Source organism: Methylobacterium sp. Gmos3 (genome assembly GCF_056430985.1).
This window is the reverse complement of sequence record NZ_JBWJYL010000008.1, coordinates 70,573-89,461: the sequence shown is the minus strand read 5'-3', so window position 1 is coordinate 89,461 and position 18,889 is coordinate 70,573. Positions and strand designations below refer to the sequence as shown.

At 69.5% G+C, this 18,889-nt stretch carries 15 protein-coding genes and 1 riboswitch; of the genes, 10 read left to right on the top strand and 5 right to left on the bottom strand.

Annotated elements, in window-relative coordinates:
- Positions 1-59 precede the first annotated feature (59 nt).
- The 3 genes from ACS5Q7_RS17630 to ACS5Q7_RS17620 all read left to right on the top strand — a co-directional run bounded on the left by ACS5Q7_RS17630 (position 60) and on the right by ACS5Q7_RS17620 (position 3,423).
- Positions 60-446, top strand: coding sequence for a response regulator (locus tag ACS5Q7_RS17630; protein WP_478340578.1), 387 nt, complete (start codon positions 60-62; stop codon positions 444-446).
- Positions 447-634: 188 nt separating this feature from the next.
- Positions 635-1,165, top strand: a complete 531-nt coding sequence (locus ACS5Q7_RS17625) for a MarR family winged helix-turn-helix transcriptional regulator (RefSeq protein WP_478340820.1) — start codon at positions 635-637, stop codon at positions 1,163-1,165.
- A 131-nt stretch (positions 1,166-1,296) separates the two neighbouring features.
- Positions 1,297-3,423: a TonB-dependent receptor gene (locus tag ACS5Q7_RS17620; protein WP_478340577.1), complete on the top strand. Its 2,127-nt coding sequence runs from the start codon at positions 1,297-1,299 to the stop codon at positions 3,421-3,423.
- Here ACS5Q7_RS17620 and ACS5Q7_RS17615 read toward each other — a convergent pair.
- Together ACS5Q7_RS17615 and ACS5Q7_RS17610 are read right to left on the bottom strand one after the other, a co-directional pair.
- Positions 3,407-4,789, bottom strand: coding sequence for a PepSY domain-containing protein (locus ACS5Q7_RS17615; RefSeq protein ID WP_478340576.1), 1,383 nt, complete (start codon positions 4,787-4,789; stop codon positions 3,407-3,409). The two genes, ACS5Q7_RS17620 and ACS5Q7_RS17615, sit on opposite strands and share 17 nt — an antisense overlap.
- On the bottom strand, positions 4,786-6,957 hold the full coding sequence (locus ACS5Q7_RS17610; RefSeq protein ID WP_478340575.1) for a TonB-dependent receptor: 2,172 nt from the start codon (positions 6,955-6,957) through the stop codon (positions 4,786-4,788). The genes ACS5Q7_RS17615 and ACS5Q7_RS17610 overlap by 4 nt, the downstream gene beginning before the upstream one ends.
- A 233-nt stretch (positions 6,958-7,190) precedes the next feature.
- Positions 7,191-7,389, bottom strand: a riboswitch (cobalamin riboswitch).
- Between the two features lie 102 nt (positions 7,390-7,491).
- Between ACS5Q7_RS17610 and ACS5Q7_RS17605 the strand changes: the two genes are divergently transcribed.
- The 5 genes from ACS5Q7_RS17605 to ACS5Q7_RS17585 all read left to right on the top strand — a co-directional run bounded on the left by ACS5Q7_RS17605 (position 7,492) and on the right by ACS5Q7_RS17585 (position 11,225).
- A complete protein-coding gene (locus ACS5Q7_RS17605; RefSeq protein ID WP_478340574.1) occupies positions 7,492-8,796 on the top strand; it encodes an RluA family pseudouridine synthase in 1,305 nt (434 codons plus the stop codon).
- Positions 8,797-8,917: 121 nt separating this feature from the next.
- Entirely contained in the window at positions 8,918-9,292 is a 375-nt protein-coding gene (locus ACS5Q7_RS17600; RefSeq protein WP_478340573.1) for a hypothetical protein, read from the top strand.
- A 13-nt stretch (positions 9,293-9,305) separates the two neighbouring features.
- Positions 9,306-9,956: an HAD-IA family hydrolase gene (locus tag ACS5Q7_RS17595; RefSeq protein WP_478340572.1), complete on the top strand. Its 651-nt coding sequence runs from the start codon at positions 9,306-9,308 to the stop codon at positions 9,954-9,956.
- A gap of 42 nt (positions 9,957-9,998) precedes the next feature.
- Entirely contained in the window at positions 9,999-10,790 is a 792-nt protein-coding gene (locus ACS5Q7_RS17590) for an ATP12 family chaperone protein (protein WP_478340571.1), read from the top strand.
- A gap of 132 nt (positions 10,791-10,922) precedes the next feature.
- The gene (locus ACS5Q7_RS17585) at positions 10,923-11,225 is read left to right on the top strand and encodes a hypothetical protein (protein WP_478340570.1); all 303 of its coding nucleotides are present in this window, start codon (positions 10,923-10,925) and stop codon (positions 11,223-11,225) included.
- On the opposite strand, the gene ACS5Q7_RS17580 is transcribed toward ACS5Q7_RS17585, so the two are convergent.
- Both ACS5Q7_RS17580 and ACS5Q7_RS17575 read right to left on the bottom strand, forming a co-directional pair.
- Positions 11,222-11,707 carry a glutathione peroxidase gene (locus ACS5Q7_RS17580; RefSeq protein WP_478340569.1) on the bottom strand — a complete coding sequence of 162 codons (486 nt, stop codon included), beginning with the start codon at positions 11,705-11,707 and terminating at the stop codon, positions 11,222-11,224. The genes ACS5Q7_RS17585 and ACS5Q7_RS17580 overlap by 4 nt on opposite strands.
- 62 nt (positions 11,708-11,769) lie before the next feature.
- Complete coding sequence (locus tag ACS5Q7_RS17575; protein WP_478340568.1) at positions 11,770-12,318, bottom strand: hypothetical protein; 549 nt, start codon at positions 12,316-12,318, stop codon at positions 11,770-11,772.
- A gap of 107 nt (positions 12,319-12,425) precedes the next feature.
- On the opposite strand from ACS5Q7_RS17575, the gene ACS5Q7_RS17570 reads away from it, so the two are divergent.
- Both ACS5Q7_RS17570 and ACS5Q7_RS17565 read left to right on the top strand, forming a co-directional pair.
- Positions 12,426-13,799, top strand: coding sequence for an aminotransferase (locus tag ACS5Q7_RS17570; RefSeq protein ID WP_478340567.1), 1,374 nt, complete (start codon positions 12,426-12,428; stop codon positions 13,797-13,799).
- Positions 13,796-14,731, top strand: coding sequence for a helix-turn-helix domain-containing protein (locus ACS5Q7_RS17565; RefSeq protein WP_478340566.1), 936 nt, complete (start codon positions 13,796-13,798; stop codon positions 14,729-14,731). Before ACS5Q7_RS17570 ends, ACS5Q7_RS17565 begins: the two co-directional genes overlap by 4 nt.
- A 10-nt stretch (positions 14,732-14,741) precedes the next feature.
- On the opposite strand, the gene ACS5Q7_RS17560 is transcribed toward ACS5Q7_RS17565, so the two are convergent.
- Positions 14,742-18,812, bottom strand: a complete 4,071-nt coding sequence (locus tag ACS5Q7_RS17560; RefSeq protein WP_478340565.1) for a Pls/PosA family non-ribosomal peptide synthetase — start codon at positions 18,810-18,812, stop codon at positions 14,742-14,744.
- Between the last annotated feature and the right edge of the window lie 77 nt (positions 18,813-18,889).

The window sequence follows — 18,889 nt, the reverse complement described above, 5'->3', positions numbered from 1 at the left end:
CGGCCGGGGAGGCCGCGAACCGGCTGCGCCGGAGGGTTGGCGGCGGGGAGGAGCATGACGTGACGAGTGAGCAGACGGTAGTGGACGACCGGCCGGTGATCCTCCTCGTCGAGGATGAGGCGTTGACCATCATGGACCTCGGCGACGTGCTCGAGGAAGGCGGCTACGATACCATCCAGTGCGCCTCGGCCGAGCGCGCCCTGAGCATTCTCCAGACGCGCCCGGACATCTGCGGCCTCGTCACCGACGTGCAGCTCTCGGGCAAGACGGACGGGTTCGACCTCGCCAGCTCCGTCGCCGAGGCGCGCCCGCAATTGCCGATTCTCATCGTCTCGGGACGCGCCGCGCCCGATCCCGACCGGATGCCGCAGCACGCGGAATTCATTGCCCGGCCATGCAGCGGCGAGGATATCCTGCAGCGGCTCCGCCACCTCATGCATTGCTGACCGGCGAACGCGCCGCCGCTCTGTCATCCCATCGTCACCGGTTTTCCGCCAAGAGCCACGGGCTGGCAGAAGAACGGGAATCGAAGGTGCAGGTCTACGATCTTCCGGTGCTTGTCGCCGGGTCCGACGCAGCCTCGCTCGCGGGCGAGAAGGCCAAGCCCGACCGCGAGGCGGATACGGAAGGTGCCGTGTTCGATCCGGATTCGAAGAAACTGCGCCCTCCGGGGTCGCGCAGCGTCGGCTGGGCGCTGGTCCAGGCGGCGCGCCTCCATCGGGCGCGGACCGGCGACCGGCTGGCCAAGATCGGCCTGTTCGCGGGCCAGGAGCAGGTGGTTCAGGTGCTCGCCGCCGCCGGCACCATGACGATGGGCGATCTCGCCGCCCTCCTGCGGGTGCGCCCGCCCACGGCCTCCAAGACCGTCACGCGCCTCGCGGCCCTCGGCATCGTCGAGCGCCGTGCCGAGGCCGGCGATGGCCGCGTGGTTCGGGTGCGCTTGACCGAGGTGGGCCTCGTCAAGGCCCAGGCCATCGAGGCGATCCAGGAAGAGGTCGAGGCGGAACTGCTCGACCATCTCGACAAGGGCGACCGCCGCCGCCTGCGCAAGCTGCTGCGCAAGGCCGCGAAGGGCCTCGCCGAAGCGGCGGGCGCGGCAGGACAGGCGACGGAGATCGACGCCGAAATCGAAGGCGAGGACGAGGCCGACGCGCTGGCGCCGTAAGCGCCACAGGCACAGCAAATCTGTTGCAACTGTGTAACGTTTCACAGCCATTTACGCCACGTCCCCGAAGCGGCCTTGCGGGGACAACGTGTGGCGCGGCATTGAAACGTTATAACACGTTGTGAGTCTCTATGTCTGCGCCGCGCCATTCCGTCGTCCCTGCCCTCGCCTGCGCCGCGCTGCTCGGCACCGGGCCTGCCCTGGGTCAGAGCGCCGTCACCCTGGACCAGATCAGCGTCACCAGCCCGACGCCGGTCCAACCGAGCCGCGCCGCCGTCACGGGCGACGCGACCTTCCCCATCGGCATTCTGCCGGTGGCGACGGACACGTTCTCGCCGGTCACGGTGGTCACGCAGCAGCAGATCCAGCGGGACCAACCGCGCACGTTGGGCGACGCGCTATTCGACCGGCCGGGCATTTCCGGCACGACTTACGCCCCCGGCGCCGCCTCTCGCCCGATCATCCGGGGCCTCGACAATGCGCGGGTGCGCATCCAGGAGAACGGCATCGTCAATGGCGGCGTGTCGGACCTCGGCGAGGACCACGCGGTGCCCGTGAACCCGCTGGTGTCCGACCGGATCGAGGTGATCCGGGGTCCGGCGACCCTACGCTACGGATCGGGCGCCATCGGCGGTGTCGTCTCGGCCGACAACAACCGCGTGCCGACCTTCATCCCGGCGAACGGCGTGCAGGGGCAGGTGACGAGCGGCTATTCGACGGTCGACAACGGGCGGCTCGGCGCCGCAACGGTCGATGCGGGCGGCGACGGCATCGCCGTGCACGCGGACGGGTTCAAGACCGCCGCCGACAGTTATGCCATCCCCGGCGGCATCCAGCGAAACTCCTACAACGAATCGCAGGGTGGGGCCTTCGGCATCTCGGCCATCGGCGACCGAGGGTTCGCCGGCATCTCGTTCAGCCATTACGATGCGATCTACGCCATCCCCGGCGGCGTCGCGGAGCAGGACCGCACCCGCCTCACCCCGAACCAGGACCGTATCCTCAGCCGGGGCGAGTATCGCCCGCTGGACGGCCCCATCGAGGTCATCCGCTACTGGGCGGGCTACTCGGTCTACAAGCACAACGAGATCGGGATCGGCGGGGACGGGATCGAGGGAATTCAGGCCACCTTCAAGAACCGCGAGGCCGAGGCTCGGCTCGAATTCCAGCACGTTCCCGTCTTCACCGAGATCGGCAAGCTGACCGGCGCGCTCGGCTTCCAGTCCGACCGGCGGGTCATCAACACCGCCCTCGAAGCCTTCCTGCCGAAGACGGAATCCCGCGCCAACGCGGTGTACCTGTTCGAGGAACTGGAATTGCGGCCCGGCACGCGGCTGCAGGCGGCGGGCCGCTACGAGGTCGATCGCATCTCCGGCACGGCGGCGCAGTTCCCCGGCGATTATCTCCCCGTGAACGGCGAAGACCCGCTGCAATACGCGCGCACCCGGCGCTTCGCGCCGAAGAGCGTGAGCGTCGGCGCCCTCCAGGATCTGCCCTTGGACTTCGTGGCGAGCCTGACCGGCTCCTATGTCGAGCGCGGCCCGAGCGGCTACGAATTGTTCTCGCAGGGGCCGCACGACGCCACGGCGACGTTCGAGATCGGCAACCCGAACCTGAAGCGCGAGCGCGCCCGCACCATCGAGGCGAGCATCCGCCGCGCGGTCGGCCCGCTGCGCCTCGACGCCACCGGCTACTACACACGCTACACGGGCTTCATCTACCGCAACTACACGGGCGTGTTCTGCGACGACGACTTCGCCTCCTGCGGTACGGGCACCGACAATCGCCAGATCGTCTACCAGCAGCAGAACGCGACGTTCTACGGCGCCGAGATCATCGGCCAGTACGACATCCTGCCGATCGGCGACGGGTTCGCCGGTGTGGAGGCGCAGTTCGATGCCGTGCGCGCGCAGTTCGACGACGGCACCAACGTGCCGCGCATCCCGCCCTACCGCGTCGGCGGCGGCGTCTATGTGCGGGCGGATGGGTGGTTCGCGCGGGTGAACCTGCTCCACGCCTTCGACCAACGCCGCATCGCCGCGTTCGAGACACCGACCGCCGGCTACGACGATCTGCGCGCCGAGGTGAGCTACACCGCGCCCCTCGATCCGAAGGTCTACGGTGCGACTTCCGTCACCCTCGGCCTGCAAGGGCGCAACCTCCTCGACGCGGATATCCGCAATGCGGCCTCGTTCAAGAAGGACGAGATCCTGCTGCCCGGCCGCAACGTGCGCCTGTTCCTCACCGCGCGGTTCTGACGAGCCGCCGCCAGCCGGCGACGACGCTGGTCGCCGCGATGCCCATCGCGAACAGATTCAGCAGCCATTGCGTCGCTTCGCGGCCCGAGGGGCGCAGGGTCAGGCCCGGCAGGTCGAGCCGGTGCGGTGCATCGAACAGCCAGCGGTTCACCCGGCCCGAGCGATCGAGCCGGTTCAGCATCGCGCCGTCGCGCGGGTCGATGTGGAGCCATGTCGCGGCCGGGTCGTCGTAGACGAGGCGCAGGATCGGCAGCGGGCGAGCGTCGCCGTGGGGATACCAATAGGCATCGTAGGCGGTGATCCGCTCGGCCGAGACGAGCCTTCCACCGTGTACGGATGCGGCCGCGACGATGGCGGCGTCATCCAAACCGGCGGCGACACCATCACGGATGACGAACCAGCGCCCGCCGATGGCAGCGACCCGCAACGCTCTGGCTCCCGCCCCCGCGATCCGCCGCAAATCGTCGGCCGAGAGACCAATGCCGCCGGGTGTGCCGGCATAGGCGACCTGCACCGCGTCCGGCACGGACAGCGAGGAGAACCAGCGGTTCGGGTTCATCGAGAGCCAGCCACTCACGATGAAGCCGACGAGGCCGATTCCGCCGACGAGGCCGAAGGCGTGGTGCCAGAGGGCGAGGCCGCGATAGGGGCTCACCGCGCCACCGCGATAGCGCCGCCGCAGGCGCATCCGCCAGATCCCGATGGCGAGGCCGGTGAGCGCCGTGACGCTCGCCGCACCGGAGAGCCAGAGCACCACCTGCCGCCACGTCTCCGGCCGGGCGCGCAGCGGCGTGAGGTAGACCCAGTGAACCACCGACCCGACCCAGTTCCATCCGCGCTGCCAGCGCGTGGTGACGAGGGCGATCTCGCCAGTCGGTTCGGAGACGTAAATTTCGGTGCCCGCCGCATCGTCGGCGGCCACCTTCAGGAACGGGCGCAGGGGATCGTACCGCGCCGTGACCGTCCACTGGTCGCGCCACACCCGCTCGACCTCCCCGCCGCCCGCGATGGACGCGGCTTCATCCGGGCCGATGGCCCCCAACCGCTCGCCCGTCTCGGCCGAGACGGTGACGCGCCCTCCATCGGGGGCAGCGAGGCGATAGACCGGCCTGTCGCCGCGCATTTCCAGCCGGATTTCCGTCGCCCTCACCAGCGCGAGGGCGGCGTCGGGGCCGAGCTTCACCCTGTCCCAATCGAGGGGCGCGAGGCGGGCGAGCCGTTCCGCCTCGTCGAGGCGCGGGAACGGCATGTAGAGCATCACCAGCCCTGAGCCGATCCACAGGGCGAAGAGCAGGGCCGTGCCGATCCCAAGCCAGCGATGGCCCAGGATCAGCCAGCGCTTGGCGCGTTTGCCGAAGGCCCTCACCAGCTCACCGTGTAGGCGACCTCGACGGAGCGCGGGCGGCCGAGCAGCCAGTTGGTGCCGACACCGTCCACGGCGTTGCCGCTGATGGCGTAGACCTTGTCGAACAGGTTGTAGACCCGCAGCGACAGGCGCGAGTCCGCCGTGACCTGCCGGTCGAGGACGAGGTTCACGAGGTTGTAGCCGGGGCGCCGGGCCGTGTTGCCGAAGTCGCTGAAGACCTCGCCCACGTTCTGAAGGCCGACGCGCACGGCCCAGTCGCGTGTCGGCTCCCAGGTGAGCCACAGGTTCGCCACCCGCTCCGGCACGTCGATGGGCTGCCTCCCGGCATAGGAGACGGCCGCGCCGTTCACCACCTGGGTGAAGCTGTCGTATTGCGCGTGCAGGAGGGCGAGGTTGCCGTCGAGCCGCCAGCCCGGCGTGAACCGCCAGCCCAGCGCCAGCTCGACGCCCTGCGAGGATTGGCTCCCCACCTGCACGCCGACCGCCGACGAGCCGGGCAGGCGCGAGATCAGGTTGTCCTTCACGATGCGGTAGCCGGCAAGCGTCCATTCGAGGGCGCCGTCGAAGGCCAGCCCCTTGGCGCCGACCTCGATCTGGTCGCCGGTCGCGAGCTTGAAGCCGGCGAGCGACTGCGACAGCGTGATGAGGCTCCCCACCGGATCGGTGGCGTAGCTGTATTGCGCGTAGAGGGCGCTGTCGGGGGTCGGGTTGTAGACGAGGCCGAACCGGTAGCCGAGCGCCTGGAAGCTGCGGTCGAACTGCGCGCCGGTCTGGAGGTCCTCTCGGTGCAGCGTCGGCAGGTCGAGGCGCGCGCCGGTCAGGAACGACAGCTTGTCGGTGAGGACCAGCCTGTCCTCGGCGAAGAACGAGGCCTGATTGGTCTGCGTGGCATAGGCCGGGATCGCCCGGCCGTTCTGCGGGAACAGGCCGGGATCGTAGCCGGTGAGGGGCACGCTCGTGGTCTGGTCGAAGTAGAAGTTGTTCGTGTGCCGGAAGTCGATGTGGTTCACATCGAAGCCCGCCGAGAAATCGTTCGGCCGCCCGAACAGGGCGCCCCGGAACGTGGCGTCCAGGCGGTTACCGACCTGCTCCTGATTGTGGTAGATTTCCAGGTAATCGGAGCGGTCGACGAGGCCGGTGCCCCGGTTGAACGCGTATTGCTCGACATCCAGCCAGTGGCGACGGCTCGTGAGCCTGTAGGCCGTGTTGCGGATGGTGATGTCGGCGGTGGGCGACCATTCGGTCTTCAGCGCGGTCCAGTTGTCGGCCCAGGTGATCTTCGGATCGCGGACGTTGTAGTTGTTGAACCGGATCAGATCCGGGATCCGGCCCTCGACCAGCGGGGTGCCCCAGTAGCGCATCGGCTCCTGATAGCCGAGGTCGTGCGAGAGGGTGATGGCGAGGTCGGGGCTCGGCCGGAACAGCAGGGCCGCCGACACCGCGAGGTTGCGGAAGTCACCCGCCTGATTGAGCCAGCCATCCGCCCGGTTGCCGCTGACGTTGAGCCGGTAGGCGAAGGTGTCGCCGTATTCGGCCTGCGCGATGCCGCCGCCCGAATCGAGGGCGAGCCGGGCGATCCCGTCCGAGCCGACCACCGCCCGCGCGGTGTTGATGGGCACGAAGGTCGGCTTCTTCGGCACGACGTTGATGATGCCGCCGATGGCCCCATCGCCGTAGAGCACGGAGGACGGGCCGCGCAGAACCTCGATGCGCTCGACGTTCCACGTATCGAACGGGAACGTCACCGTGCCGGCGCCGACGTAGAAGCGCGTGCCGTCATAAAGCTGCTGGATCGAGTTCGGCCCGGCAAAGCCCCGGCTGGTGAAGGCGCCGTTGCCGTTGCCGGGCGAGGCGATGGTGGTGATGCCGGTGGCGTCCTGTGTCACCGCCTCGGCGATGGTGTCCTGGCCGCGCAGCCGCGCGGTTTCGCCGGAGACGATATCGACGCTGGCCGGCGTTTCGAGGGGCGTCAGGCCAAGTCGGCTCGCCGTGCGGTCCGGGGTGCGCAGGTTGAGGCCGGTGGGCGAGGCGCGGGTGAGGCTCACCTCGCCCTCCCCTTCGACGGACAATTGATCGAGGGTCACGGCCTCCTGCGCCGAGGCGGGGGACACGATGGCGAGGGGGGCGACAAGAGCCAAGAGGCGGCGTCTGGAACGGGAAACGGACATCGATGGACGGACTCCGGCGCGGCGGATGCCGGCCTCACCCCAAATGCAATGTAACAACATTACATGTCTAGCCTGTCGCGAAGGCTTGGGCAGAACCTTGGCGGATGGCTGGAATGCGGGCATGGCGGACGCGGGCGCGCTGCTGTGGCACGTCACCGCGAACGAGGCCTCGGCAGCGCCGCTGAAGGCGCTGCGTCGACACCCGCCAGGACACCCCGCCCGGCGCGTTTCGCGTGTGACCACGGCTGAAGGCAGGTCTCCTGGCTCACGGGTCGTCGCCGTTCCACCGTCTTCCCGGGCGGACTGGCCCAGTGACGTGAATGGTGGAAAAGCTCGCCGCTTACAGTTGCGGGGGCAGCCGCGGCTTCGGGTTGCCCCTCACCGCGTTCCCTTTTGATCCCCGGAAGGGGAACCGTCACGGCCAAGCTAGGCGACGGGGCGGGCCGGCGTCAACGCGCGCGAGGGTGCTATCCCGGGCGAAGGCTTTGCCGGGTGCGGCCAGCGATGCTATGCGGCGGGCATTCCAGGAAGATCATGACCACACGACCTCCCCGCCGCGGCGGCCCTTCCGGCGGCACTGGCCGCCCCGATGGACGGCCGGGCCGCAAGCCGCCCTTCGGCGCCAACCGCGCCCGCACCGGCCCGCGCACCAGCGCCCACGATGCCGCCGAGCGCGCCGCCCGCGCCCGTGGCGACGATTCGAGCGAGCGCTCGCCGTGGATCCCAGCGGCTGCGCCGGAGCCGCGCGAGCCGCGTAAGCCCAAACCGAAGCCCGAGCCCGTGGCCCCTCCCCCCGGCCCGAGCAAGCGGGAGCAGCGCGCCGAAGCCTCGGCGACCCTCGCCTCCGGCGTGCAGACGCTGACGGTGGAGGCGGACGAGGCCGGGATGCGCATCGACCGCTTCCTCACGGTGCGGTTCCCGCAACTGCCCTTTACCCGCGTTCAGAGCATCGTCCGCAAGGGCGAGCTGCGCGTCGATGGCAAGCGCGCGAAGCCGAACGACCGGCTTGAGCCGGGGATGAGCGTGCGCGTGCCGCCGCTGCGCCTCGACCAGCCGAACGACCGCCCGCGCAGCGCCGCTCGCGATTCGGACGATGCCGCCTTCCTGAAGAGCCTCATCCTCTATGAGGATGCGGAGATGATGGTGCTGAACAAGCCCTTCGGCCTCGCCGTGCAGGGCGGTTCGGGCACCGTCCGCCACGTCGATGGCCTTCTCGAATCGCTGATCGGACCGGATGGGCAGAAGCCCCGCCTCGTCCACCGGCTCGACAAGGACACGGCGGGCTGCCTCATCATCGCGAAGACGCGGCTCGCCGCCTCGACCCTGGCCAAGAGCTTCCGCTCGCGCAACGCCCGCAAGATCTACTGGGCGCTCTGCGCCGGGGTGCCGCGCGTCAAGCAGGGCCGGGTGTCGACCTATCTCGCCAAGGACGAGCCCACCGATGCCGACGCGCGGATGCGGATCGCCAAGCACGGCGATGAGGGTGCGAGCCACGCGCTCACCTACTACGCCACGGTCGATCAGGTGGCGCAGAAGCTGTCCTGGCTGTCGTTCAAGCCGGTCACGGGGCGCACGCACCAGTTGCGCGCCCACGCGGCCCATATCGGCCATCCCATCGTCGGCGATCCGAAATACTTCTCGGTCGAAAACTGGGAGCTGCCCGGCGGCATCCAGAACCGCCTGCACCTCCTGGCGCGCCGGATCGTGATCCCGCATCCGCGCACCGGGAAGCCGGTGGACGTGAGCGCGCCGCTGCCGCAGCACATGTTGCAGAGCTGGAATCTGCTCGGCTTCGATGCCGGCCGCTACGATCCGGTGGTCGACGCGCCCGAAGATTGAACGCGCCCGCATCCCTCCGGCGGGCGGCCAAGCCTTGGCAACCGCGCCGCCTGCCTCATATGCTGCTGTGCTCGGCCGCGCGCCTGCCTGCCGGGACATCCGACGGTCGAGACCCTGGGACATGAAGCTCGCGACTTTGGCCTGCCTCGCCGCCCTGTGCCTGACGGCGCCCCTCGCGCACGCCGCGCAGGGCGATGGCGCATCAGCCCCGCAGAAGCCGGCGGCCAAGCCGGAAGCTCCGAAGGCGGAGGCCCCGAAGGCGGAAGCGCCCGCCGCCCGCGCCGAGGCGCGGCCCGCCGGAGCGGCTGTATCCGTCGGACGCGACAAGCGGCGGCGCTCCTACGCCGCCTGCAACCGGGCCTCGCACCAGCGCGGCCTGCGCGGCGGCAAGCGCCGCCGTTTCCTCATTCGCTGCCGCCTCGGCTACGAGCGCACCCGCCATCCGCAGCAGCAGCAGGCGCCCGCCCCCGCGCCGGCGCCGGTCCGCAAGCCATGAGATGGGGCTGCCGATGAGGCTCGTCGTCTTCGACGTGGACGGCACCCTCGTCGACAGCCAGCACCTGATCGTCGCCGCGCAGGGCGTCGCCTTCGCCGAAGTCGGCCTGCCCGCGCCGGAGCGGCGCATCGCCCTGTCGGTGGTCGGGCTGTCACTGCCGCAGGCGTTTCGCCGCCTCGTCGGCGAGGACGGGCCGGTGGCCGAACTCTCAGAAGCCTACAAGCTCGCCTACAACCGCCTGCGCCTGGACCCCGATTACGAGGAGCCGCTGTTTCCCGGCATGGCCGACCTGCTCGACCGGCTTCAGGCGAATCCGGGGGTGATGCTCGGCATCGCGACGGGCAAGTCGCGCCGGGGCGTGGACCGGCTGATCGAGCACTACGGCTGGGAGGGCCGCTTCGTCACGACGCAGACGGCGGACGACGCGCCCTCGAAGCCCGATCCCGCCATGCTGCATCAGGCCATGAAGGACGCCGGCACCGGCCCCGACGGCACGGTGATGATCGGCGACACGACCTACGACATCGGCATGGCGGTGGCGGCGGGCGTCGCGCCCATCGGGGTCGCCTGGGGCTACCACGCGCCGGGCACCCTGCTTCGCGCCGGGGCGGTGACGGTGGTGGAGAGCGCCGCCGCGCTGGAACCCCTGCTCGGCCTCGCCTGAACCCCCTCGCGCGCGGGCGGTGAAACGCCTATGTGCACGCCCATGAGCGACGTGACGCGAGACTGGCTCGGCGAACCGGGCGACGAGGCCCGGCCCGATCCAATGCGGGCCGCACGGTCGGGTGCCAAACCCGCCCTCCCCCGCCGGTTCTATAAGGAAGCCGGCTTAGCCCCGGCCGAGGGCGGCTTCCGCCTGACCCTCGACGGGCGGTCCGCCAACACCCCGGCCCGCAACCCCCTGATGCTGCCCTCGCAGGCGCTGGCCGAGGCCGTCGCGGCGGAATGGGGTGCGCAGGAGACGCAGATCGATCCGGCGATGATGCCCCTCACCCGGCTCGCCAACACGGCGATCGACGGGGTGACGCACCGCCTCGATGCCGTGGCCGACGATCTCTGCGCCTACGCCCAGACCGACCTCCTCGCCTATCGCGCCGCCGAACCGGACCGGCTCGTGACCGCGCAGGGACAGGCGTGGGATCCGGTTCTGGAATGGGCCTACGAGGCATTCGGCGCCCGGATCATCCTCAGCGAGGGCGTGATGCACGTCGCGCAGCCGCCTCAGGCGGTGGAGGCGCTGTCCGCAGCGGTGCGCCGGGTGCGCGACCCGTTCAAGCTCGCGGCCCTGCACACGCTGACGACCCTGTCCGGCTCGCTCATCCTCGCCCTCGCCGTCCTGCACGGGCGGCTCGATCCGGAGGAGGCCTGGACGGCGGCGCACGTGGACGAAACCTATCAGGCCGATGTCTGGGGCCGGGACGAGGAGGCCGAGGCACGGCTCGCGGTGCGCCGGGCCGAATTCGAGGCCGCCGCGCGGGTCATCGCGACATTGCCGTGAGCGCTGTCACGGCGATGCAATCCAGCAACATCGTAGCCCGGTTTTCACCATAATCGGCGGCCCGCAAAACAACCCCTGGCGGAACCGGCCCGCATCGTATTAGCATCGTGGCATCAAGTTTTCGGTCGCCCAATGTCCGCCCTCTCGACTGACGAAATCTCTATTATCGAGGACCTCACCGAGATCTTTCGCCTTGCGCGGGGTCATCGGGAACGCGAATCGCGCATCGCGCTGTTCGAATCGCTGTCCCTTCTTGAAAAGCAAGCATATCTGCGTGGTGCGTCGGACTGTATCGTGAAGCGGGTTGCCGAAAGCCGCTTCCTGGCGGGCATCCTGCGCGAGGCGGTCTCCCCCGTCCGCTACCAGAGCGTGCGCGGCGCGCGGCAAGTCTGGACGGCCGCGCCCGACCTGCGCACGAGCCACGAGCCCGCCTAACCCTTCAGCGCCGTGTCGATGGCGCCGACGAGCCCGGCGGGCCGATCCTTCGGCGCGAACCGCGCGATCGGCACACCGTCGCGCCCGACGAGGAACTTGGTGAAGTTCCACTTGATCGCCGCCGTGCCGAACAGGCCCTTCTTGGCGCGGGTGAGATACACGAAGAGCGGATCGGCATTCGGCCCGTTCACCTCGACCTTGCCGAGGACGGGGAACGTCACGTCGTAGCTCAGCGAGCAGAACTTCGCGATCTCCGTCGCGTCGCCGGGCTCCTGCTTGCCGAACTGGTTGCAGGGGAAGCCGAGGACCGTGAGCCCGGCATCGCGCCGCTCGCGCCAGAGGTCTTCGAGGCCGGCATATTGCGGGGTGAAGCCGCAGCGTGAGGCGGTGTTGACGATGAGGAGCGCCTGACCCCGGTATTGTGCCAGCGGGTGCGGAGTCCCGTCCGCCGCGCGGACGGTGAAATCGTGGATCGTGGTCATTCCGGCCCGCTTCCGATGGCTTTCGCGATGCATAGAGCATCGTGCCACCCGGCCGAAGAGGTTCAGGCCGGCTGCGGCGACGGGCGCATCTTCTCCACATCGAAGGTGAGGCCCTGGGGCGTCATCCGCTCGCGGGCGACGATGCGCTCGTCGGGCGCGACAACGCCCAGCGGCACGTCCCTATCGGGCAGGACCACCGTCGTCGTCTTGTTGACGTGGACGAGGACGTGCCGACCCTTGGCCGCCGAGGCCACGGCCCAGCGGCGCAACTGGCCGTAATAGGGCTCGCGCTTCCACGCATTCGCCTGCCCCGGATCGACCTGCACGTTCATGTTGCGGGAGGCGGGATCGAGGCTCAGCACCATCTTGGCGCGCTCCGGCTTCCATTCCGGGCCGAGCCAGGCTTCGGTCATCCAGAGGCAGTGGAAGGCGCGGCAATGGTCGGGCCGGGTCTCATGGATCGCGCAGCCCCGGCCGGATCGGGTGTGCCGACACCATTGCCCGGCGACGCTCTCCACCGCCGGCACGTCGTAGACCTTGCAGCACAGGGTGCAGGTGCCGCATTCGCGGCCGGGAGCGGGGTGCGCGACAACGAGGTCGGGACTTTGCATCGGATGGTCCGGCATGCGTCCGGTGAGGAGGAATGCCGGACAACGCATCTATCTGCGCATCCATCGTGCCGGTAGTGTGGCACGGCCCACTCGTCAGGAGCGCCTGCATGCTCTCGAACCTCGCGACCCGCGACGTCGAAACTCTGCTCCACCCCTACACGCACCTTGCGAACCACCGACGCACCGGCCCGCTCGTGCTGGAGCGCGGCGACGGCGTGCATGTCTACGACACGGAAGGGCGGCCCTATATCGAGGGCATGGCGGGGCTGTGGTGCACGGCGCTCGGCTATTCGAACGCCGAACTCGTCGAGGCGGCGCGGGTGCAGATGGGCCGCCTGCCCTTCACGCACCTGTTCTCCGGCCGCAGCCATGACCCGGCCATCGAGCTGGCCGAGACGCTGAAGGAGCTGATGCCGGTTCCGACCTCGAAGATCTTCTTCTGCTCGTCCGGGTCCGAGGCGAACGACACGCAGGTGAAGCTTGCGTGGTACTACAACAACGCCCTCGGGCGGCCGAACAAGAAGAAGATCATCGCCCGCAAGAAGGGCTATCACGGCGTGACCATCGCCAGCGCGTCGATGACCGGCCTTCCGGCCAACCACATGGATTGGGACCTGCCGCTGCCGGGCTTCCTCCATGTCTCGACCCCGCACCATTACCGGGGCGCCGAGCCGGGCGAGAGCGAGGAGGCCTATTCGGCCCGGCTGGCCGCCGAGCTCGAGGAGACGATCCTGCGCGAGGGGCCGGAGACGGTCGCCGCCTTCATCGCCGAGCCGGTGATGGGCGCGGGCGGGGCGATCGTCCCGCCGAAGGGCTACTTCCCGGCGATCCAGGCCGTGCTGACGAAATACGACGTTCGCCTCATCGCCGACGAGGTGATCTGCGGCTTCGGCCGCCTCGGCACGTGGTTCGGCTCCGAACCCCTGGAGATGCGGCCGGACACGATCTCCTTCGCCAAGGCCGTGACCTCGGGCTACGTGCCGCTCGGCGGCCTCAGCATCGATCCGGCCCTGTACGACGTGTTAGTCGGCCAGAGCGAGAAGCTCGGCGGCTTCGGCCATGGCACGACCTATTCCGGCCATCCGGTCGCCTGCGCCGTCGCGATCAAGGCCATCGAAATCTACAAGCGCGATCGCGTCATCGAAGGCGCCGCCGAGAAGGCCCCGCAATTCCAGCGTCGTCTTTCGGCGCTGGTCGAGCACGATCTCGTCGGCGAGGCCAAGGGCATCGGCCTGATCGGCGGCTTGGAGATCGTGGCGGACAAGACGAGCCGGCGCCAGTACGACCCGAAGATGGGCGTCGCTGCCCGCTGTGTCGCCTTCGCCCAGGAAGAGGGACTGATCGTCCGCTTCCTCGCGGGCGACCGGGTGGCGGTTTGCCCGCCGCTCATCATCACCCCGGACGAGATCGACACGCTGTTCGACCGCCTGACGCGGGCGCTCGACCGGACCCGCGACTGGATCCGGGCTGAGTCGCCGTGACCTTCGTCCCTCGGTTCGCGTTCTCGACCGACGACGTCCCGGAGCGGGAGCGCCTCGATGCATGGCGCTCCATCTTCGCCGCCCACGCGCTCGATGCCGATCCGCTGGGTTTCTCCGGGCGGATCGAGTCGACTCAGGTCGGCCCGATGTCCCTGCGCATCATGAACGCGGCGACCCAGGCACCCGCACGCTCCCGAATGCAGGTCCGGCGCGATGGGCTGGATTCCTTCGTCCTGCACCTCAGCCGGCACAATTACAGCGTCGAGACCGAGCGCGGCATTGTCGACGTGCCGGCGGGATCGATCAGCTTCAACGACATGACGCAATCCTATCGCCGCTCCCTGGTGGCGGAAACGGATTCGGTGATCCTCGTGCTGCCGCGCGCATCGATTGCGGCCGTGCTGCCCAACGAGGATGTGCTGCACGGGCTGGTGATGCGGGGCGGCGCCGGCCTCCTGCTCGCCGACCATTTCCGCAGCCTCGCGGCGCACAGCCACGCGATCACCACGGTGGATGCGGGCCATATCGCCCAGGCGACGCTGCATATGCTCGCGGCCTGCGTGCGTCCGAGCCTGGACGCCTTCGCACAGGCGAGCGCGCCGCTCAACGCCGCCCGCCTCAGGGCCGCGAAGCGGTTCGTCCGCGCCCACCTCGCCTCGCCGATCCGGATCGACGCGATGGCGAAGGCGCTCGGCATGTCGCGCTCGCAGCTCTACCGCCTGTTCGAGCCGGAGGGCGGGGTGGCACGCTACGCGACCCGCCAGAGGCTCGAATCCGTGCGCTCCGCCCTGGACAATCCGCTGGAGCGACGGTCCATCGGCGAGATCGGTGAGGCCTTCGGCTTCACCAACGGCGCCGTCCTCGCCCAGGCCTTCCGCCAGGCCTTCGGACTGTCCCCGCGCGAGTACCGGGCGGGCGTTCGGGGCTTCTGACCGGCGCGGCCTATCTCGCCGCGTGAATCACCGGCACGGCGGGGGCGCCCTCCCACTCGGTGTTGGCCGGGATCGACTCGCCCTTCATGACGATGGTGAGCGGGCGCAGCCGGGCGAAATCGCCGACCTTGGTGTCGTAGAGCACCGTCGAGAACGACCCGACCGAAACGCCGCGCCCGACCACGACGCGGCCGATCTTCATGATGCGGTCCTCGTAGAGATGGGTCTGCAACGCCGAGACGCGGTTGATGGTGCAGAAATCGCCGATCTCGACGCAGTCGAACTCGGTGATGTCGGTGGTGAGCATGCACACCCCCTGGCCCACCTTCACGCCGAACAGGCGCAGGACCCAGGGCAGGAACGGCGTGCCCTGCAGGTGTTCGAGCAGGACCTTGCCGGCGAGCCCCCAATAGGCCACCGCGATGGCCTCGGTGCGCATGGCCCACCACGACCACATCGGCTGCATGCCGGGGCGGTAGACGCCCATCAGCACCCACTTCATCGCGATGACGGCCGAGGATTGGATCAGCGCGATCACCACGCTCACCGTGATGAAGCTGACCGCCAGTCCCGACCAGTCGCGCTCCAGGATCGCCGGGTAGAAGTACCAATCGATCGAGGTGATCGCGAGGGTGATGTAGAGCATCGGCGAGAACGAGGTCGAGAACGCCTCGAACACGCCGCGCCGCACCTTCGGCCACAGGCCGGGCTCGTAGGTCTGCGCGGCCGAGCCGAGATCGACCCGCTGCCGCGCCGGCAGGCGGATCGGCGGGGAGCCGAACCACGTCTCGCCGGGCGCCATCGCGTCGTTGGCCGGGGGCTTCGACTTGATGCCGATGAGCACGTCGTCCGGGATCACCGCGCCCGGCGGCACCACCGCGTCGTTGCCGACGAAGACGCGCTTGCCGGTCTGGACCGGATCGAGATGCATCCACCCCCGGCGGATCTCCTCCTCGCCGAACACCACCTCGTCGGCGATGAAGTTGCGGGCGCCGACCTCCGCGAGGTCGTAGCGGCCCGCGAGGTTGGTGGAGATTTCCGCGCCCTCGCCCATCCGGGCGCCCATCAGGCGGTACCACGCGCGCATGTAGACGGTGGCGAAGAGGGAGGCCAACGTCTCCAGCGTCACCTCGACGGCGAGCGCCAGCGACCACTTCCGCAGGTAGAACAGGGAGTGGATCGAGTAGGTGCCGTGCCGGGTGCGCGGCAGGATCGACCAGCGCAGGCCGGTGATGAGCAGCACCGTTCCGGCCGTCATCAGCATGGCGGTCGGCCATGTGAGGATCGGCAGGTAGAAGTGGTAGTCGATGTCCGTGATGTCGGAGAGCGAATCCGAGATCTGGTCGAAGATGAAGAAGGCCGGGAAGATCGGCAGCAGTCCCACCGCCGGGATCGCGCCGAGCAGCAACACGTAGATCAGCCCGAAAGCCAAGCGCCGCCGTGGGCTCGCCATCGAATGCGCGGGCAACTCGTCCGTCTCGGCCATGCCGACCTTGCGGCCGGGCGACCCGTCCCACCGTTCCCGGGCGCCGACGCGGGTGCCCGAGGGGATGGTGGTCAGGTCGGCCACCTCGGCCTGAGGTCCGATCACCGTGTCGTGCGAGATCACGCAGGACGTTCCGATGGCGGAATCCGCGCCGATCTCGACCTTCCCGATGACGAGTTCGTTGCCGACGATCTCGGCATTGGCGATGACGAGGCGGCCCCCGAGCGACGCGCCGTCGCCGATGGTGAGGAGATCGGGGGCGCCGATCTCGATATCCGAGATCAGCGTGTCCTTGCCGACCTTGGCGCCCATCAGGCGCAAGTAGCTGGCGATGGCCGGTGAGCCTTGAAGCCACTTCACGTGGACCAGCGGCGCGAGGCGCTGCGCCAGCCACCAGCGGTAATAGTACACGCCCCAGAGCGGGTAGCGGCCGGGTTTCGTCCGCCCGAGCACCAGCCACTTGCCGGCCACCGCGATGGCCGCCGTCACCGCGTTGATGGCGATGTAGACGAGCAGCAGCACGCCGAGTTCGGCGAAGAAGCTGAGGCCGCCGCCGGTCAGCAGCAGGTAGGTCACGAAGATGCCGAGCCACTGCACGGTGGCCAGCGCAATGAGGAAGGGCAGCGCGACAGCCTGGGCGAGGCCGCACAGGGCCCGGCGCAGGAGCGGCGGCGGCGCAAAGCTCAGATCCCTGATGGCGGCTTCGGCACCGACGCCGCCCGTCCGCTCGATCAGCGCGTCGGCCATCGCCCGCAGGGTGCGCTTGGCGTAGACGTCCGGCAGGGTGATGCCGGCGAGCGCGGGCGTCTCCCGCACCGCCGACACGAACCGCGCGGCCAGCAGCGAATGGCCGCCGAGATCGGCGAAGAAGTCGCCCTCCAGGGGGATTGGCTGCGCGCCGAAAACCTGCTTGGCGGCGGCAAGCAACGCCGCCTCGGTGTCGTTCTGCGGCGGCTCCTGGTCGCTATCGGCCGAGACGACCGTCAGGGGGGCGATCTTCAGCGCCTTGCGGTCGACCTTGCCGGAGGTGAGGCGCGGCAGGGTCTCCGCCACCTCGAAATGGCCGGGCACCATGTAGGGCGGCATCTCTGCCGCCAGCCGCTTGCGCAGCGAGGGCGTGTCGAGGCTCTGGCCGCGCTCGGGGATGAGAAAGGCGACGAGCCGGTCCACCCCGTCATCCGAGCGCAGCACCACCGCCGCCTGATTCACTTCCGGAACGGCGCGGATGCGCGACTCGATCTCGCCCAGCTCGACCCGGAACCCCCGGATCTTCACCTGATCGTCGATGCGCCCGTGGAAGAGGATGCGCCCGTCCGCGTCGAGGGAGACGGCATCGCCCGAGCGGTAGAGGATCGGGTCGGACCCGTCCGAGGCGAAGGGGTTCGCGATGAACTTCTCCGCCGTCAGTTCCGGCCGCTTCAGGTAGCCGGCCGCGACGCCGGGGCCGCCGATGAGCAGTTCGCCCTGCTCGCCGTGCCCGAGCAGGCGAAGGTCCTCGCTCGCCACGTAGACGGAATAGTTCGGGATCGGGCCGCCGATCGTCACCGGCTCGCCGGCATGCATCTCGGCGGCGGTGGCCACCACGGTGGCCTCGGTCGGCCCGTAGGTGTTGAACAGCTTGCGCCTGGCCGTCGCCCATTTGGCGATCAGCGGCTCGGGCAGGGCCTCGCCGCCCAGCAGCACGAGGCGGACCTTGGGCAGGTCCCCGGTGATCATGGCGAGCAGGGTCGGCACCGTGTCGAGAACGGTGATGTTGTTGTTGGCAATGATGCCGGGAAGCGCCTCGACATCGCCCATCATCGACGGGCTCGCGACGAACAGCGTCGCGCCGACGAGGTAGGGAACCCAGATCTCCTCCATCGACAGATCGAAGGCGACGGAGGCGCCCTGGAACACCACGTCGTCCGCCCGCATCCCGTAGAGCGCGTTCCCCGAGCGCAGGAAGTGGCAGATGTTGGCGTGGCTGATGACGATGCCCTTCGGCACGCCGGTCGAGCCGGAGGTGTAGATCAGGTAGGCCGGATGGCCGGGGGTCAGGCCCTTCGCCCGCGCATCGGGCACGGCGGCGTCGGCGGGCGTGTCCCTGTCGAGGGCGGCCGGCGTCAGGGCCGGGGTGCCGGCGGGCGCCTGGGCTTCGAGCGCCGGGGAGACAAGGAGCGCCTTCGCGACCGCATCCCCGAGGCAGATGCCGACCCGGTCGGCGGGGGCCTCGGCGTCGAAGGGCAGCCACGCGGCGCCCGAGAGGGTGATGCCGATCTGCGCGACGAGGAGATCCGGCCCGCGCGCCATCCAGAGGCCGACCACGTCGCCCGGTCCGATGCCGCGATGGGCCAGCCCGGCGGCGATCCGCTGCGCCCGTGCCACCACCTGGGCATAGCTCAGGTGCGGATGCAGCCCGCCCGCGCCGACGCTCGCTCCGTCGATCAGGCAGGGATGATCACCCCGCGACCGTGCGGACGCGAGGAAGATTTCGCCGAGCACTTCATCGCGGATCAGGTCGGGACGCCGGTCCCCGTACAGGACCGCCCCATCCTTCGACGGCCGCGCGCCCATGGCCGCCGTCGCGGGCAAGGACTTCTCGGCGAGGTCGCTCATGCGCTGCTCCGCTGCCCGGCCATACCCGCCGGCGCTCATCATCCTCGCGCCCTATAGCCCGTGGATCGTGCCGTTAG

Bases quoted from the DNA above. Each gene is read 5' to 3' on its own strand.
- ACS5Q7_RS17560 (WP_478340565.1), bottom strand. From the start codon at position 18,812: ATGAGCGACCTCGCCGAGAAGTCCTTGCCCGCGACGGCGGCCATGGGC.
- ACS5Q7_RS17580 (WP_478340569.1), bottom strand. From the start codon at position 11,707: ATGACCACGATCCACGATTTCACCGTCCGCGCGGCGGACGGGACTCCG.
- ACS5Q7_RS17610 (WP_478340575.1), bottom strand. From the start codon at position 6,957: ATGTCCGTTTCCCGTTCCAGACGCCGCCTCTTGGCTCTTGTCGCCCCC.
- ACS5Q7_RS17575 (WP_478340568.1), bottom strand. From the start codon at position 12,318: ATGCAAAGTCCCGACCTCGTTGTCGCGCACCCCGCTCCCGGCCGCGAA.
- ACS5Q7_RS17590 (WP_478340571.1), top strand. From the start codon at position 9,999: ATGAGCGACGTGACGCGAGACTGGCTCGGCGAACCGGGCGACGAGGCC.
- ACS5Q7_RS17585 (WP_478340570.1), top strand. From the start codon at position 10,923: ATGTCCGCCCTCTCGACTGACGAAATCTCTATTATCGAGGACCTCACC.
- ACS5Q7_RS17600 (WP_478340573.1), top strand. From the start codon at position 8,918: ATGAAGCTCGCGACTTTGGCCTGCCTCGCCGCCCTGTGCCTGACGGCG.
- ACS5Q7_RS17595 (WP_478340572.1), top strand. From the start codon at position 9,306: ATGAGGCTCGTCGTCTTCGACGTGGACGGCACCCTCGTCGACAGCCAG.
- ACS5Q7_RS17605 (WP_478340574.1), top strand. From the start codon at position 7,492: ATGACCACACGACCTCCCCGCCGCGGCGGCCCTTCCGGCGGCACTGGC.
- ACS5Q7_RS17620 (WP_478340577.1), top strand. From the start codon at position 1,297: ATGTCTGCGCCGCGCCATTCCGTCGTCCCTGCCCTCGCCTGCGCCGCG.
- ACS5Q7_RS17570 (WP_478340567.1), top strand. From the start codon at position 12,426: ATGCTCTCGAACCTCGCGACCCGCGACGTCGAAACTCTGCTCCACCCC.